This window comes from Azonexus caeni, from assembly GCF_048146105.1.
GTDB classification, from domain to species: Bacteria; Pseudomonadota; Gammaproteobacteria; order Burkholderiales; family Rhodocyclaceae; genus Azonexus; species Azonexus aromaticus_B.
Map to the genome: position 1 here is coordinate 13,826 of NZ_JBKJAD010000020.1, position 14,079 is coordinate 27,904.

Consider the following 14,079-nt stretch of genomic DNA (forward strand, 5'->3'; position numbering starts at 1 on the left):
CGTCAGACGACCCGGTTGCGGCCGCCGCGCTTGGCGGCGTAGAGCTTGCCGTCGCAGGCGGCGATCACTTCATGAACCAGGCGGGTGTCGACGACTTCGTAGGTGCCCGGTGCCACCTCGCTGACGCCGAAACTGGCGCTGAGCGGCAGCGGCGGATCGTGCGGGACCGGGCAGGCTTCGATGCGCAGGCGCAGCTTCTCGGCCAGCAGGCGCGCCTGCGGCAGCTTGGTTGACGGGCAGACGAGGAGGAATTCCTCGCCGCCGTAGCGGAAGATCAGGTCGGACTGGCGCAGCGTGTCGCGGACGATGCCGGCCAGGTGTTCGAGCGCCAGGTCGCCGGTCTGGTGGCCGTAGCGGTCGTTCAGGTCCTTGAAGTGGTCGATGTCGAACATGATCACCGAGAACGCCGACTCGGTCGCCTTGGCGATCTCCATCTGGTTGGCCAGCACGCGGTCGAGGAAGCGCCGGCTGAGGAAGCCGGTCAGCGTGTCCTTGCTATAGACGCTCATGATGACGATGCTGTTGAGCAGCGAAATCTCGTTGCCCAGTTCGAGCGAATAGGTTTCCGCTTTCTTGAGGATCGCGTAGACCGGGCCGCTCGCTCGTGGCTGGACGATCAGCTCGTCGATTTCGGCGATGATGTGGTGCATCGCCTCATGCAGTTCGCGGATCTGCGCGATGTAACTGTGATCGCGGATCAGGCGGACACCTTCGTCGCTCAGCCATTTGCCGAACTTGCAGTGGTTCGGGTCGAGTTCCGGCATGCCCTGCGGGTCGCGCTGGCGGGTCGCTTCGATCAGCGTCGCCATCCATTCGAGATGGCTTTCGAAGTAGCTGAGCAGGTTCTTGTCGTTGAGCGCGCGGATATGCGACAGACGCAGATGATTGCGGGTGCCGAGCCGGTTGAGGAAGATCTCGAGGTAAATGGCGGCGAAGCTCTCTTCCATCTCCTCGAACAGGGTCATGATCCGCTGCGCGTCGGCAATTGCTCCGTCGTCCAGCGCCAGCTTGAGCATCTGGTTGCGCAGCGTGCCGAACTGGTAAGAGAACAGCATGAACGGCGTGTCGGTGGCGGCCAGCTGACGCATCATCGTCTGGCAGCGCGTCTCGTCGTCGCAGCCCAGCGAATCGGCCAGGCAGGCCTTCAGGTTGGGCCAGTTGAAAGTCATGCTCTCGGCGGCAACGAGTTGATTTGCCGGGGCATCGGGTTGGCGCTGTTCCAATGCGGTGAGCATGCGTTCGAGCAAGGCTCGATTGGCCGGTGTCCTCCATGCGGTCATGCGCGATTTCCTGTCAGATTGGATCGGGGGGAATGTCGTTCGATTATATCGGGCTTGAACTATGCCAAAAGTAAATATTTGCAGTCTCTGATAGGGTTTCCCCGATAGGCCTTTGCGCGTCGTCGATTTAGAATCGTCGGCATGAACCCCGACACTTCCCCGTCCTGCGACCGCGATACTCTGCTCCGGCGCTTGCGCAACATCCTGCCGCCGCATTGTCTGCTGGTCGATGCCGAAGACCTGCGCCCCTACGAGTGCGACGGGCTGACCGCCTACCGCGAACTGCCGCTGGCGGTCTGCTTGCCGGAAAGCGAAGGGCTGGTGATCGACGTGCTGCGCACCTGCCACCAGCTCGGCATGCCGGTCGTCGCACGCGGCGCCGGCACCGGCCTGTCGGGCGGCGCGATGCCGCACGCCGAGGGCGTCGTGCTGTCGCTCGCCCGTTTTAACCGGATTTTGCGGGTTGACCGCGCCAGTCGTACCGCCGTCGTCCAGCCCGGCGTGCGCAACCTCGCCGTGTCGGAAGCGGCGGCGCCCTACGGCCTGTATTACGCACCCGACCCGTCGTCGCAGATTGCCTGCACGCTGGGTGGCAACGTCGCCGAGAACTCGGGCGGCGTGCATTGCCTGAAATACGGCCTGACCGTGCATAACGTGCTGCGCGTGCGTATGGTCAGCATCGAAGGGGAGATTTTCGAGATCGGCAGCGGCGCGCCGGATGCGCCGGGCTACGACCTGCTGGCGCTGTGCATCGGCTCCGAAGGTCTGCTCGGCGTGGTCACCGAAGTGACGGTCAAGCTGGTGCCCAAGCCGGAACTGGCGCAGGTGGTGATGGCCTCGTTCGACGACGTCGCCAAGGCCGGCGACGCGGTCGCCGCGATCATCGCCGCCGGCATCATCCCGGCCGGGCTGGAGATGATGGACAAGCCGGCGACCGCCGCCGTCGAGCCCTTCGTCAAGGCTGGCTACGACCTCGACGCCGAGGCGATCCTGTTGTGCGAAGCCGATGGCACGCCGGAGGAAGTCGCCGAGGAGATTGCCCGCGTGCGCGAGGTGTTGACCGCCAGCGGCGCGCGCGACCTGCGCGTCTCGCAGTCGGAAGCCGAACGGCTCAGGTTCTGGGCCGGGCGCAAGGCGGCGTTTCCGGCCGTCGGCCGCATCACGCCCGACTACTACTGCATGGACGGGACGATTCCGCGCAAACGCCTGGCCGAAATGCTGTCGGCGATCGCCGCGATGGAAGCCAAATACGGCCTGCGCTGCGCCAACGTCTTCCACGCTGGCGACGGCAACCTGCATCCGCTGATCATGTACGACATGGCCAAGCCGGGCGACTGGGAGAAGGCCGAGGCCTTCGGCGCCGAGATTCTCGAACTGTCGGTCGCGCTCGGCGGCTCGATCACCGGCGAGCACGGCGTCGGCATCGAAAAGATCAACCAGATGTGCGTGCAGTACGCGACGCCCGAGCTGGAAACCTTCCACGCGGTCAAGGCGGCGTTCGACGACAAGCGCCTGCTCAACCCGGAAAAGGCGGTCCCCAGTCTGCACCGCTGCGCCGAATACGGGCGCATGCACGTGCATCGCGGCGAACTGAAATTCCCCGATCTGGAGCGCTTCTGATGACGCTGGACGAAATCGTCGCCGCCGTTCGCGCCGCCCACGCCGGGCACACGCCGCTGCGCCTGCGCGGCGCCGGCAGCAAGGATTTCTACGGCGGCCTGCTGGCCGGCGAGGTGCTCGACCTGAGCGGCCATCGCGGCATCGTCGATTACGAGCCGACCGAGCTTTACGTCACCGCGAAATGCGGCACGCCGCTTGCCGAGATCGATGCGGCGCTGGCCGAACATGGCCAGATGCTGGCCTGCGAGCCGCCGCGTTTCGCCGGGGCGACGCTCGGCGGCTGTATCGCCGCTGGCCTCTCCGGCCCGCGCCGGATGCAGGCGGGGGCGGTGCGCGACTTCGTGCTCGGCGTCAGGCTGGTCGATGGTCGCGGCCAGGTGTTGAATTTTGGCGGCCAGGTGATGAAGAACGTCGCCGGCTACGACGTTTCGCGGCTGATCGCCGGCAGCCTGGGCACGCTCGGCGTGATCGCCGAGGCGACGCTGAAGGTGTTGCCGAAGCCGGTTGCCGAGACGACGCTGGAATTCGTCTGCGCCGCCGACGAGGCGGTGCGCCGGCTGAACGACTGGGGCGCGCAGCCGCTGCCGGTGTCGGCCGCGTTCTGGCACGAGGGGCGGCTGTGGCTGCGCCTCTCCGGGGCCGCAGCAGCGGTCGACGCGGCGGCGCGCAAGCTGGGCGGCAAGGTGGTGGCGGACGCCGGGCGCTGGTGGGACGAAGTGCGCGAACAGCGCCACGCTGCTTTCGCGGCGCCGGTGCTGTGGCGGGTCGCCCTGCCATCCACCGCGCCGGCCCTGGCGGTCGACGGACTGCAGGCAATCGAATGGGGCGGCGCCCTGCGCTGGTACGCCGGTGAGATCGACGCGGCAAGCCTGCGCGCTGCCGCCGACGTGGCCGGAGGCCATGCGGCGCTGTACCGGGCGCCGGAATCGCTGCGCTGCCGCGTCGATCCGTTCACGCCGCTGCCCCCGGCGCTGCTCGCGCTGCACCGGCGGCTGAAGAAGGTCTTCGACCCGGCCGGCATCCTCAACCCCGGCCGGCTCTACGCGGAGTTCTGATGGACTGCCGGATCGCCGACGAATACCGCGACACGCACGCCGGCCGGGTGGCCGGCGAAATCCTGCGCAAGTGCGTGCATTGCGGTTTCTGCACCGCCACCTGCCCGACCTACCAGTTGCTCGGCGACGAACTCGACGGGCCGCGCGGCCGCATCTACCTGATCAAGCAGGTGCTCGAAGGTCAGCCGGTCACCGCCAAGACCCGGCTTCACCTTGATCGCTGCCTGACCTGCCGCTCCTGCGAATCGACTTGCCCGTCCGGCGTCGAATACGGCCACCTGCTCGATATCGGCCGCCAGCTCGTCGAGGACAAGCTGCAGCGCCCGTTGAACGAGGCGCTGCCGCGCGCGCTGCTGAAAACCGTGTTGCCCGAGCCGGCGCTGTTCGGGCCGGCAGTGGCGCTCGGTCGCGCGCTCAAGCCGCTGCTGCCGTCGGTACTCGCCGACAAGCTGCCGCCGGCAGCGGCCGACGCCCGGCCGTGGCCGGAGAAAGGCAGACATTCCCGGCGCATGCTGGCGCTCGCCGGCTGTGTCCAGCCTTCGCTGGCGCCGAACATCAACGCGGCGACGGCGCGCGTGCTCGACCGCCTCGGCATCGAACTGTTCGAAGAGAAGAAGGCCGGCTGCTGCGGCGCCGTGCGCCACCACCTCAACGACCAGGCGGCGGCGCGGGCCGATATGCGGCGCAATATCGACGCCTGCTGGCCGCATGTCGAAGCCGGGGTCGAGGCCATTGTCGTCACCGCTTCCGGTTGCGGTGTGCAGGTGCGCGACTACGGTCACCTGCTGGCCGACGATGCGGATTACGCCGAAAAGGCGGCACGGGTCAGCGCGCTGTGCCGCGATCCTTCGGAAGTGGTCGCCGCCGAAGGCGGTCGCTTGCGCGCCTTGCTGGCACCGGCCGAACGTGGCAAGCTCGCCTTTCAGTCGCCATGTACCCTGCAACACGGATTGAAGATTCGCGGTGTTGTGGAAAACCTCCTGGCAGCGGCCGGGTATCTGCTGACGCCGGTGGCCGATGGCCACCTGTGCTGCGGTTCGGCGGGAACGTATTCGCTGCTGCAGCCGGCGCTGTCACAACAGTTGCGCGCCAACAAGCTGGCGGCGCTGACCGCCGGCGGAGCGGCGCTGATCGCCACCGCCAACATCGGTTGCCTGACACATTTGCAGGCCGGCGCAACGACGCCGGTCCGCCACTGGATAGAATTGATTGACGAGGCTTTGGAATGAGCAGCAAAGGGAATTCGGTGCCGGAAATCACGCGTTCGCTGGGGGCGGAAGATGCTGCCCGGGTGCGGCGCGTCCTCGAGGGCGGCATCAAGATTCCGCCGCAGCCGCGCGTGCTCGACGAGATGCGGCGGATGATGAACCGCCAGGAATACGATGTCCGCCGTCTGGCCAGGACCATCCAGCAGGACCCGGGGCTGAGCGCGATGCTGTTCAAGGTGGTCGGCAATGCGGCGTATCGCCAGCACCAGCCGTTCGAGACCATCGAGCAGATCCTGCATGCGGTCGGTGTCAAGCAGACCTTCAACCTGGTGCAGGCGATCGCCCTGATCGACGCTGGCACGCCGACGGCCGACAAGCGCATTTACGAGGCCTTCTGGTCGCGTTCGCAGGCGGTCGGCCAGCTGGCGATGCTGGTTGCCGAAGAGCGCGTCGCCGTCTGCAACATCTTCGCCGATCAGGCCTACCTGGCCGGCATCTTCCACGCCTGCGGCGTGCCTCTGCTGCTGCAGCGCTTTTCTTCCTACGGCATGGAGTTGCGTCTGGCGACGCCGGGGCACTGGGTGGATTGGCGGGAAGAGGATCGCAAGTTCAATACCGACCACGCCGTCGTCGGCTATCTGGTCGCCCGTCACTGGTGCCTGCCCGGATTCATCTGCGACGCGATCCGCCACCAGCACGCACTGGCCGATCTCGGCGACCACGAGGCACGCAGCATGGTGGCGATCCTTGCCCTGGCCATCGACATCCACGCCCGCGATCAGCGGATTCCGAATCCCGAGTGGGACGAGGTGCGCAACGTACTGCTGCCTGAACTCGGACTCGACGAAGAATCCTTGCCGGAATTCATCGATGTCGTGCTCGAACGCTTCAACCACGCCACCCACGTTTGATTCCGGGCGCGGTGTTTCGTGCTAATCTGCCCGGCAAAAGGGAGGAATGATGGCGATAGCCATTGATGCCTGCGCGGCACAACATCAGGGCGACCGGCGCGAACAACAGGATCGGGTGGCGATCCTGCCGCATCCGCGCAGCCGGGGCGTGGCCTTGGCCGTCGTCGCCGACGGCATGGGCGGCCATACCGGCGGCGCGCTGGCTGCCGAGCAGGTGATCCACACCGCGCGCAACAATCTCGAACATTTCGCGCCGAGCGAGGAAAGCGCCCACTGGCTGCTGGAAAACAGCATGCGCGAAGCGCACACGATGATCAAGGCATCGCGCTTCATGAACGAGAAGGACCCGCACAGCACGGCGGTGATGCTGCTGCTGCAGCCGGGCAAGCTCAGCTGGGGGTATTGCGGCGACAGCCGCTTCTACGCTTACCGCGGTCGCCAGTTGCTGACGCGCACGGTCGATCATTCCTACGTCGAACATCTAGTGGCTCAGGGCAAGATCACTGCGGCGCAGGCGCTGACCCATCCCAACCGCAACATCCTGGTGACCTCGCTGGGTGGCCAGGACGAACCGCTGTTCACCTTCGGCGAAACCGCCGACCTGCAGCCCGGCGACAGCTTCATGCTGTGCTCGGACGGGGTCTGGGGTTATTTCGACGAAGCCGAACTGGGCGCAGCGCTGGCCGACAACACGGCGCGCGGAGCTTGCGAGACGATCATCGAGCAGGCGCGGCGGCGGGCGGCGGGCGGCGGCGACAACCTGTCGCTGGCGGTGATCCGCCTGCTCAAGCCGGCAGCGCCGGCCCGCTGAAGAGACGTCTCAGGACTTGCGGCCGAGGCCGCCGAGCAGCGCGGCAACCACCCGTTTCGGCTTGTGCGGGTCGGCCTTGGCCGGTGCTTGCGGCGAATCGGGAATCTCGCCCTGCGGCTTGGTCGATTCGTAGGGCTTGCTGAAGTCGAAGCCGTCGGCGGCGATCATCGGGTTGCGCCGGGTGCGTTGCGGGCGTTCGCTGCGTTCCGCGCGCTCCGGACGGCTGGCGATCGGCGCCCGCGGCGGCGGGGCGCCGCGCTTCTTCTTGTTGCCCGGCGGGTATTCGTATTCCGGCTCGGGTTCGAAACCGGCCACTTCAACCTGTTCGATCGGCCGCTTGATCAGCTTTTCGATATCGACCAGGTAGCCGACTTCGTGCGCGCTGACCAGCGAAATGGCATTGCCCATCTTGCCGGCGCGGCCGGTGCGGCCGATGCGGTGTACGTAGTCTTCCGGCGTGTGCGGCAATTCGTAGTTGATCACGTAGGGCAGGTCGTCGACGTCGAGGCCGCGGGCGGCGACGTCGGTGGCGATCAGCGCGTGCGTCTCGCCGCCCTTGAAGGCTTCCAGCGCCTTGATACGGTCGAGCTGGCTCTTGTCGCCGTGGATGGCGTCGGCCTTGATGCCGGCGCGCTGCAGTTCGCGGGTCAGGCGCGAGCAGCCCTGCTTGGTGCGCATGAAGACGATGCACTGGCGGATCTCGCCGGACTTCAGCAGCTTGGTCAGCAGGCCGCGCTTGCCCCATTCGGAAACCGGATGGACGCGGTGGGTGATGGTTTCGGAAACCTGGTTGCGGCGGGCGACTTCGACCAGTACCGGCTGCTTGAGCATGGTGTCGGCGAGCTTCTTGATCTCTTCCGAGAAGGTGGCCGAAAAGAGCAGGCTTTGCCGCTGTTGCGGCAGCATGTTGAGGATGCGGGTGACGTCGGGGATGAAGCCCATGTCGAGCATGCGGTCGGCTTCGTCGAGGACCAGCGCCTGCACCGAGTTGAAGCTGACGCTCTTCGATTCGACGTGGTCGAGCAGACGCCCCGGCGTGGCGACGAGGATTTCGACGCCCTTCTTCAGTTCGGCGATCTGCGGCTTGATGTCGACGCCGCCGAAGGCGCACAGGGCGCGGATCGGCGTGTGCTTGCTGTAATCCTTGACCGATTCGAACACCTGCATCGCCAGTTCGCGCGTCGGCGCCAGGATCAGCGCGCGCACCGGGTGCTTGGCCGGCGACGGGCTGCTGCTGGCGAAGGGCAGGATGCGCTGCAGGATCGGCAGGGTGAACGCGGCGGTCTTGCCGGTGCCGGTCTGGGCGCCGCCCATGATGTCCTTGCCGCTGATGACCAGCGGGATGGCCTGGGCCTGGATCGGCGTCGGCTTGCTGTAGCCCATGTCGGTGACGGCGCGCAGCAGTTCGGGCGCCAGGCCGAGGTCGGCAAAGGTGAGGTCGGCAGCGGGTTCTGCGGGGGCTTGGGCGGATGCGGGATCGGCCGGGGGATTGATTTCTGACATGGGGCGGCATTATACGCGCGAAGGCGCCTGCCGATGCGATTGCGCTGTAATCGGCGGCGGCCGGGTCAGAGGTCGCTGACCAGTGCCTCGAGACGCTCGCGGCTGATCGGCTTCACTAGGATCTCGTCGAAACCGGCGGCCAGGAAGGCTTCGCGCTCTTCGGGGAAGGCGTGGGCGGTGTAGGCGACGATGCGGACCGGCCGTGTGCCGTAACGCTGGCGCAAGGCCTGGCAGGTTTCCTCGCCGCTCAGCCCGGGCATGCTGATGTCGAGCAGGACCAGCTGAAACTCCCTTTTTTCCGCCAGTTCGAGTGCAACCGCACCGCTTTCCGCCTCCTGCGTCTGCCAGCCGAGCTTGCGTAGCAGGGCGCTGGCGATGATGCGGTTGGTCGGGTGGTCATCGACGATCAACGCGTTGCGCTCAGGCATGGCTGTCCTTGTCCGGCAGGTAGATGGTGAAGGTGGAACCGGCGCCGGGTTGCGATACCAGTTCGACCCGGCCGCCCATTTGTTCCGTCAGTTGCTTGACCAGCGCCAGCCCGAGGCCGGTGCCGCCGTGTTCGCGGGTGAGGAAGTTTTCCAGTTGCTTGAATTTCTCGAACACCACGGCCTGGTGCTCGGGGGCGATGCCCGGGCCGGTGTCGCTGACCGAAATCGCCACCATGCCCTGGGCGCGTCGCGCCGCCAGCGTCACGCTGCCGCTTTCGGTGAATTTCACCGCGTTGCCGAGCAGGTTGTTGAGGACCTGGCGCAGCCGGTTGGGGTCGGCGCGCAGGAAATTCGGCAAATCGTCGGCCAGATCCAGCGACAGGCTCAGTCCCTTGGCTTCGGCGTTGGCCCGGTGCAGCACGATGACGGCTTCGAGGAAGCCGTGCAGCGGCAGTTCGCTGTACTGGAACTGCATTTCGCCGGCTTCGATCTTGGCCAGGTCGAGGATTTCGCTGACCAGCACCAGCAGGTGCTGGCCGCTCTGGTGAATGATGTTGGCGTATTCGGCTTGCCCGCTGTCGGCCAGTTCGCCGCGCAGCAGGTCGGCGAAGCCGAGGATGCCGTTGAGCGGGGTGCGCAGTTCGTGCGAGACGGTGGCGAGGAAGGCGGTCTTCGCCTGGCTGGCTTCCTCGGCCTTCTGGCGGGCCTCGTCGAGGCGGCGGAAGGATTCCTCGACGGAATCGGCCATCGCGTTGAAGGAGCGCGCCATCTCGCCCATTTCGTCGGTGGCGCGGTCGTCCAGGCGGCGGCCGAGGTCGCCGTCGCGGAAGGCGCGGATGCCGGCGATCATCGAGGTGATGCGGCCGGTGAGCAGGTTGGCGATCCAGATGGCGATGAAGATGACGACGACGACCATCGCCAGCGTCGATCCCCAGAGACCGATCGCCGTCGTGCGCAGGCTGTCGGCGATGCCGTCGAGCAGGTCGCCGCGCTGTGCCTTGAACTGGCGGTCCTTTTCGGCGACCAGGGTGTTGATCTTGGCGGCGGTCTCGGTCGCCGCGGCGTGGAAGTCATCGACGTTGGCGCCGATCGTCACGAAACCGAAACCCTGCGGCGTTTTGCCGTACTGGCCGGTGTAGTAGGGGATGGCGGCGGCGGTGGTGAGTTTCCAGAGGTCGGAGAAGAAGATCACGAAGGAGCCGGAACCGCCGTGTTCGGTCAGCGCGTTCCAGCCGTCGCATTGCGGCGAGAAGTTGAGGTAGCGGCAATCGAGCCCGAGCTGTCCGGCCTTGATCTGTTCCTTGGCCGGCTTACGCTTGAGGCTCTGGTCGTGGAAGGGTTCGACGCCGGCCAGGAACTCGTGCGCCGGCTTGCCGCTGGCCTGCCACTGGCCGTACAGCTCGCTGTCCAGCCAGGGCGGGACGGGGTCACCGGTCTGCGGATCGTAGCCGGCGATCATGTAGTCGCGCGGGTGCGAGATGGCGCGGCTCTTGTGATCCCAGATGAAGGCGTAGTTGCCCTTGATCGCGTCGATGATCGGCGTGTAGCGTTCGGCGGTCGGCATCAGCCGGTCGGTGAACTGGCGGATGTGGTCGTGGTCGAGCGCCAGCGTCACGTAACCGATGACGCGGTCGTTGCGGACGACCGGCGTCGCCCAGCGGACGATGCCGCGGAAACGCCGGCCGATCGGGTTCTCGGTGCCGGCGTAGGCGGCCTTCTCGGGGGCGAACGGGGTGCCGATCTTCTCCAGTCGTTCCGGCAGGTAGGGGCCGATCAGGTCGGTGCGGACATAGGCGCCGATGACGTCCGAAACGTAGATCTCACCGGGTTTCAGCTTCCGCAGTTCGGGGAAGTAGGTTTCTGCCTTGACGAAGGTGTTGCGCCGGTCGGCGACGTTCTTCAGCGAATGCTCGGTAAGATCGCCCGCGGTGGCCTTGATCTTTTCGTTACCGGCGAGATCGACGAAGCTCATCTCGACGAACAGCGGGCGCAGTTCCGGCTCGCCCAGGTATTCCGGCGCCCGGGCATGGAAGTCGCGGGCGTTGTCGGGCAGGACCGGGCGCGTCACCTTGGCCGCGCGTGTCACCATCTCGACCGGCTCCCAGGATTTGCCGTCGGCGGCCAGTTGCCACGGGCCATGGCGGTACAGGGTGCGCTGGCGCCGGGCGAGGAAGCGGCGGAACGCCACCTCCGACAGTTCGCTGTCGGCCGCCTGCAGGATGTCGGCGTCGCGGGCGTAGAGGAAGCGGGCGATGTTGCGGGCAGCGTCGGTGGTCAGCGTCTCGATCGCTTCACGCGAGCGCTCGTCAAGGGCGCGGATCGAGTCCTCGGTGACGGTCTTGCCGATTTCCTGGATGGTCTGCAGCGAGGCGTCGGCCATGCCGGCCGCCTTGACCGAAACCTCGGCGCCAAGCTGGCGTGCGGTATGCCAGGCGAACCAGGCGAGCAGCAGCAGGGGAATGACCTTGATCAGCACGAAGATCGCGATCAGCTTGCCGCGGATGCCGCGCAGGAATTTTGGCTGGCGATTCATCGCATCCCTCCTCCTCCGGCGGGCTGCAGTCGATCACGATTTGCCGTGTTCGGCTGTCGTTTCCTTGTTGTCCGTGGCGGTGGCCGGAGCGGCGGTATCACCTTCTTTGACAGTCGCCGCTTCCGCTTCCGCTGCGGCGGGGGCGGGGCGTTTCTTCTTGCTGCCCGGCGGTTCCGGCGGCGGCAATTGCGGGGTGATGGTCTCCAGCTTGTTCTCCCGCATGTATTCGTCCATCTCACGCCAGCCCTCGTAAATACTGGCCTTCGGCAACCAGCTATAGATCGAGTAGCAATCCTCGATGGCTCTTCCGGATTGGCGGCAGGCGCTGCCCACGGCCTTGCCTTCCGCCTCGTTCTTGGCCGCCTTGGCGGCCGGGTCCTCGAGGCCGAGCTTGCTGGCGACCTGGTCGCAGCCGGGCAGCGCGATGACGGAGAGGGCGAGGAACAAGGTGCGCAGATTCATGCGCCGGATTCTCGCACAACTGTCACGAACTGTGAAAAATCGGCGGCCCTTCCGGGGGCTATAATTCGCTTCGTTTTATTTGCTGGATGGGGCAGATGTCGCAAGTTTTTCGTGTATTACTGGTCGCCGCCGCTGCGGTGCTTCCCTTTTCGGTCGCTGCCGCCAAGCCGGCGCCAGCGCCGGCTCCCGTGCCAACCCTGGCGCACAATCTGGATGCCGCCAACGAAGCCAAGCTGGCGGCCGTGATCGAGCGTTTCCACAAGGAAACCGGTGGGCAGATCAAGCTGGTCCGCTTGCACAAGGGCGACAAGCCGGCAACCCTGAACCTGCTCGGCCGCTATCAGACGGAAGATGTCTTCAGCCAGCCGAAAGCCTTCGTGCCGCTTTACTCGATGATGAGCAAGGCGGGCGTGGCCTTGTCGGTGCAGTTGTCGGAAGTCCTCAAGCCGAGCGTCACCGACGGCAGGGGGCGCCTGGTCGCCTTGCCGGTGCTTTATTCGACGCCGGTGATGTTCTACAACAAGCTGGCTTTCCGCAAAGCCGGGCTCGACCCCGAGCAGCCGCCGAAGACCTGGTTCGAAATGCAGGGCTATCTCGACAAGCTGCAGGCGGTGGGCTACGACTGTCCTTATGCTTCGTCCTGGCCGACCTGGGTGCATATCGACAATGTCAGCGCGGTCTCCGGCGTGCCGGCGATCGACGCCAAGACCGGTCTGAAATTCAATGGCCTGCCGCAGGTCAAGCACGTGGCGATGATGGCCACCTGGAGCAAGGCGCACTATTTCCGCCAGTACGGCAATGCCGACGAGGCGAGTGCGCGTTTCAAGGAAGGCGAATGCGCGATCATCACCACCGATTCCCGGGAATACGCGGACTTCCAGGACGCCCGTGGCGTTGAACTGGGGGTCGCGCCGATGCCTTACCACGACGACGTCTATGGCGGCCGCCGGCCGACGCTGGTCGGCGGCTCGTCGCTGTGGGTCGGTGCCGGCAAGTCGGCGGCCGAGTACAAGCAGGCGGCGAAGTTCGTCAATTACCTGCTGTCGCCGGAAATCCAGGTCGAACTGGTGCGTAACCACGGCGGTCTGCCGCTCACCGAAGCCGCCCGTCTGGCCTCGCTCAGCCGCCTGCTGCAGGATGGCCGGCAGGCGCTGGAAGCCGCCTACGCCTCGCTACGCGGGCCGGGGAGCGGGCCGGTGGCGCAGGTCAGCCGCGTCGACGACACCCGCCTGATCACCGATGAGGAGCTCGCCGCCGTCTGGGCCGACCGCAAGCCGGCCAAGGCGGCGCTCGATACCGCGGTGATGCGCGGCAATTCCTTGCTCAAGGCGCAGCCGGCGCTGAAGAAGCTGCAACCCTTCTGATGCTTGCGCCGCCGCCGCCGCGATACTTTGCGCATCGCGGCGGCGGCACGCTGGCGCCGGAAAACACGCTGGCCGGCATCCGGCTGGCGGCGCGACTCGGCTACCGGGCGGTCGAGTTCGACGTCATGTTGTCGGGCTCCGGCACGCCCGTGCTGATCCACGACGAAACGCTGGAGCGCACGACCAACGGCAGCGGCGCCGTCGCGACGACCGACGACGCGGCGCTGTTCGCCCTTGACGCCGGTGGCGAACCGCCGCCCCGTTTTGCCCAGGCTGTCCGCCTGTGCGGCGAATTCGGTCTGCTCGCCAATGTCGAGGTCAAACCGGCGAGCGGATTCGAGCGCCAGACCGCGCAGCGCGTAGCGGCCGAGGTCAGGGCAGACTGGCTGGCATCGCCGCTGCTGTTTTCCTCGTTTTCCCGCACTGCGCTGCAGGTGCTGCAAGCGGAAATTCCCGATCTGCCGCGCGCCTGGTTGCTTGCCGCGCTGCCCGACGACTGGCGGGCAGAAGCGCGGCGCCTGGGCGTCGTCGCGCTGCACCTCGACCTGGCGCTGGTGACGCCGGCACTGGTCCGCGAATGCGCCGGGCTCGGCCTGGCGGTGCGCGCCTACACGCTGCAGACACCGGCGCTGGCCGATTACCTGTTCGGGATCGGCGTTGCCGGGGTGTTCGTCGACCCGCTCGATCGCTTTCTGCCGCAGGCGCTAGCCGATCGCTCCGCCATCGGCTAAGGCGCCGCGGGTTGCAACAAGCTGTTTCGCCACCGGTCGGCAGCGACCTTTGCTTACAAAGCCTTGCATTGCCGGCGTGATTTCCTGCTCGTTCGGCACTTCAATGGGAAGCGTCGAAACCCCAGCAAGGAGAATCATCATGAAAGCCATCCGTTCCCTTCTCGTCGTCACCC

Annotated in this window: 13 protein-coding genes; 7 read left to right on the forward strand and 6 right to left on the reverse strand. The window is 66.4% G+C overall.

The genetic code is table 11. The features are described 5' to 3' along the window. Nucleotides 1–2: 2 nt before the first annotated feature. Nucleotides 3–1,280 carry a GGDEF domain-containing protein gene (locus ACLIIZ_RS16355; RefSeq protein WP_416693843.1) on the reverse strand — a complete coding sequence of 426 codons (1,278 nt, stop codon included), beginning with the start codon at nucleotides 1,278–1,280 and terminating at the stop codon, nucleotides 3–5. A 141-nt stretch (nucleotides 1,281–1,421) separates the two neighbouring features. On the opposite strand from ACLIIZ_RS16355, the gene ACLIIZ_RS16360 reads away from it, so the two are divergent. The 5 genes from ACLIIZ_RS16360 to ACLIIZ_RS16380 are packed head-to-tail and all read left to right on the forward strand — an operon-like array spanning nucleotide 1,422 to nucleotide 6,885. Continuing rightward, nucleotides 1,422–2,900, forward strand: a complete 1,479-nt coding sequence (locus ACLIIZ_RS16360; RefSeq protein ID WP_416693844.1) for an FAD-linked oxidase C-terminal domain-containing protein — start codon at nucleotides 1,422–1,424, stop codon at nucleotides 2,898–2,900. After that, nucleotides 2,900–3,955, forward strand: a complete 1,056-nt coding sequence (glcE, locus tag ACLIIZ_RS16365) for a glycolate oxidase subunit GlcE (RefSeq protein ID WP_416693845.1) — start codon at nucleotides 2,900–2,902, stop codon at nucleotides 3,953–3,955. The genes ACLIIZ_RS16360 and glcE overlap by 1 nt, the downstream gene beginning before the upstream one ends. Beyond that, a complete protein-coding gene (gene glcF, locus ACLIIZ_RS16370; RefSeq protein ID WP_416693846.1) occupies nucleotides 3,955–5,184 on the forward strand; it encodes a glycolate oxidase subunit GlcF in 1,230 nt (409 codons plus the stop codon). The genes glcE and glcF overlap by 1 nt, the downstream gene beginning before the upstream one ends. Next, the gene (locus tag ACLIIZ_RS16375; RefSeq protein ID WP_416693847.1) at nucleotides 5,181–6,074 is read left to right on the forward strand and encodes an HDOD domain-containing protein; all 894 of its coding nucleotides are present in this window, start codon (nucleotides 5,181–5,183) and stop codon (nucleotides 6,072–6,074) included. The genes glcF and ACLIIZ_RS16375 overlap by 4 nt, the downstream gene beginning before the upstream one ends. A 49-nt stretch (nucleotides 6,075–6,123) precedes the next feature. Then, complete coding sequence (locus ACLIIZ_RS16380) at nucleotides 6,124–6,885, forward strand: PP2C family protein-serine/threonine phosphatase (RefSeq protein WP_416693848.1); 762 nt, start codon at nucleotides 6,124–6,126, stop codon at nucleotides 6,883–6,885. Nucleotides 6,886–6,894: 9 nt separating this feature from the next. Here ACLIIZ_RS16380 and ACLIIZ_RS16385 read toward each other — a convergent pair whose 3' ends face one another. From ACLIIZ_RS16385 to ACLIIZ_RS16400, 4 genes are all read right to left on the reverse strand, one after another. Then, nucleotides 6,895–8,268: a DEAD/DEAH box helicase gene (locus ACLIIZ_RS16385; protein WP_416693918.1), complete on the reverse strand. Its 1,374-nt coding sequence runs from the start codon at nucleotides 8,266–8,268 to the stop codon at nucleotides 6,895–6,897. A gap of 185 nt (nucleotides 8,269–8,453) precedes the next feature. Continuing rightward, a complete protein-coding gene (locus tag ACLIIZ_RS16390; RefSeq protein ID WP_416693849.1) occupies nucleotides 8,454–8,816 on the reverse strand; it encodes a response regulator in 363 nt (120 codons plus the stop codon). Further along, complete coding sequence (locus ACLIIZ_RS16395; protein ID WP_416693850.1) at nucleotides 8,809–11,349, reverse strand: sensor histidine kinase; 2,541 nt, start codon at nucleotides 11,347–11,349, stop codon at nucleotides 8,809–8,811. Before ACLIIZ_RS16395 ends, ACLIIZ_RS16390 begins: the two co-directional genes overlap by 8 nt. A gap of 33 nt (nucleotides 11,350–11,382) precedes the next feature. Next, nucleotides 11,383–11,811 (reverse strand): hypothetical protein, encoded by a 429-nt coding sequence (locus tag ACLIIZ_RS16400; protein ID WP_416693851.1) that lies wholly within the window; start codon nucleotides 11,809–11,811, stop codon nucleotides 11,383–11,385. Between the two features lie 95 nt (nucleotides 11,812–11,906). Here ACLIIZ_RS16400 and ACLIIZ_RS16405 point away from each other — a divergent pair, with 95 nt between their 5' ends. Beyond that, nucleotides 11,907–13,175: an extracellular solute-binding protein gene (locus tag ACLIIZ_RS16405; protein ID WP_416693852.1), complete on the forward strand. Its 1,269-nt coding sequence runs from the start codon at nucleotides 11,907–11,909 to the stop codon at nucleotides 13,173–13,175. Continuing rightward, a complete protein-coding gene (locus tag ACLIIZ_RS16410) occupies nucleotides 13,175–13,906 on the forward strand; it encodes a glycerophosphodiester phosphodiesterase family protein (RefSeq protein WP_416693853.1) in 732 nt (243 codons plus the stop codon). The genes ACLIIZ_RS16405 and ACLIIZ_RS16410 overlap by 1 nt, the downstream gene beginning before the upstream one ends. Here ACLIIZ_RS16410 and ACLIIZ_RS16415 read toward each other — a convergent pair. Beyond that, nucleotides 13,880–14,047 (reverse strand): hypothetical protein, encoded by a 168-nt coding sequence (locus ACLIIZ_RS16415; RefSeq protein ID WP_416693854.1) that lies wholly within the window; start codon nucleotides 14,045–14,047, stop codon nucleotides 13,880–13,882. The genes ACLIIZ_RS16410 and ACLIIZ_RS16415 overlap by 27 nt on opposite strands. Nucleotides 14,048–14,079 lie beyond the last annotated feature (32 nt).

Excerpts from the sequence above, each read along its gene's own strand:
- ACLIIZ_RS16355 (WP_416693843.1), bottom strand. The coding sequence starts at position 1,280 with ATGACCGCATGGAGGACACCGGCCAATCGAGCCTTGCTCGAACGCATG.
- ACLIIZ_RS16360 (WP_416693844.1), top strand. The coding sequence starts at position 1,422 with ATGAACCCCGACACTTCCCCGTCCTGCGACCGCGATACTCTGCTCCGG.
- glcE (WP_416693845.1), top strand. The coding sequence starts at position 2,900 with ATGACGCTGGACGAAATCGTCGCCGCCGTTCGCGCCGCCCACGCCGGG.
- glcF (WP_416693846.1), top strand. The coding sequence starts at position 3,955 with ATGGACTGCCGGATCGCCGACGAATACCGCGACACGCACGCCGGCCGG.
- ACLIIZ_RS16375 (WP_416693847.1), top strand. The coding sequence starts at position 5,181 with ATGAGCAGCAAAGGGAATTCGGTGCCGGAAATCACGCGTTCGCTGGGG.
- ACLIIZ_RS16380 (WP_416693848.1), top strand. The coding sequence starts at position 6,124 with ATGGCGATAGCCATTGATGCCTGCGCGGCACAACATCAGGGCGACCGG.
- ACLIIZ_RS16385 (WP_416693918.1), bottom strand. The coding sequence starts at position 8,268 with ATGGGCTACAGCAAGCCGACGCCGATCCAGGCCCAGGCCATCCCGCTG.
- ACLIIZ_RS16390 (WP_416693849.1), bottom strand. The coding sequence starts at position 8,816 with ATGCCTGAGCGCAACGCGTTGATCGTCGATGACCACCCGACCAACCGC.
- ACLIIZ_RS16395 (WP_416693850.1), bottom strand. The coding sequence starts at position 11,349 with ATGAATCGCCAGCCAAAATTCCTGCGCGGCATCCGCGGCAAGCTGATC.
- ACLIIZ_RS16400 (WP_416693851.1), bottom strand. The coding sequence starts at position 11,811 with ATGAATCTGCGCACCTTGTTCCTCGCCCTCTCCGTCATCGCGCTGCCC.
- ACLIIZ_RS16405 (WP_416693852.1), top strand. The coding sequence starts at position 11,907 with ATGTCGCAAGTTTTTCGTGTATTACTGGTCGCCGCCGCTGCGGTGCTT.
- ACLIIZ_RS16410 (WP_416693853.1), top strand. The coding sequence starts at position 13,175 with ATGCTTGCGCCGCCGCCGCCGCGATACTTTGCGCATCGCGGCGGCGGC.
- ACLIIZ_RS16415 (WP_416693854.1), bottom strand. The coding sequence starts at position 14,047 with ATGATGATTCTCCTTGCTGGGGTTTCGACGCTTCCCATTGAAGTGCCG.